The sequence below is a fragment of the Aeromonas sp. 1HA1 genome (genome assembly GCF_029237385.1).
In the GTDB taxonomy this organism is placed as follows: Bacteria; Pseudomonadota; Gammaproteobacteria; order Enterobacterales; family Aeromonadaceae; genus Aeromonas; species Aeromonas popoffii.
In genome coordinates, this window is record NZ_JAACGC010000233.1 from 1 (window position 1) to 500 (window position 500).

Annotated in this window: 1 protein-coding gene; it reads left to right on the plus strand. The window is 63.2% G+C overall.

Annotated features, from left to right (window positions below; all coding sequences use genetic code 11):
• Positions 1-155: 155 nt before the first annotated feature.
• A complete protein-coding gene (locus tag GWQ22_RS21830) occupies positions 156-416 on the plus strand; it encodes a tail fiber assembly protein (protein WP_275931665.1) in 261 nt (86 codons plus the stop codon).
• Positions 417-500: the final 84 nt, after the last annotated feature.

The window sequence follows — 500 nt, forward strand, 5'->3', positions numbered from 1 at the left end:
AGGACTCTGAGGGTAGAATTGGTCATGGCGTATCACCTCTGTTAATTGAGATTCTTCGCGGGAATCAATCAGCAGGATACGCCACCTTCTCTATCTCCCCCATACACCAGAAATCACCATAACTCGAACATGGCCGCGAGCTCTATAGCCGGGCCGTGTTTGGCGAGTTTGGCGACATCGAGGTGATTACCCCTGCGCCGCTGACCGAGGCGCAGCAACAGGCCATCCTGGCGGACAAGCTGAAACAGGCGGCCAGCGCTATGGCGCCGCTGGAGGATGCCAACACCCTTGGCATCATCAGCGAGGCAGAGCGCGAGCGGCTCACGCGCTGGCAGCGCTACCGGGTCACCCTCTACCGCCTGCCACAATCGGGCGGCTGGCCAAGCGAGGTCAGCTGGCCAGAGGCGCCGCAATGAGTTGGACGCAAGGGCCGCTGCGCTGGCCTGCCAGTGCTGCCAGCCTGCACACCCGCGCCCGGGGTGTGCTCGGCCAACTGCCCG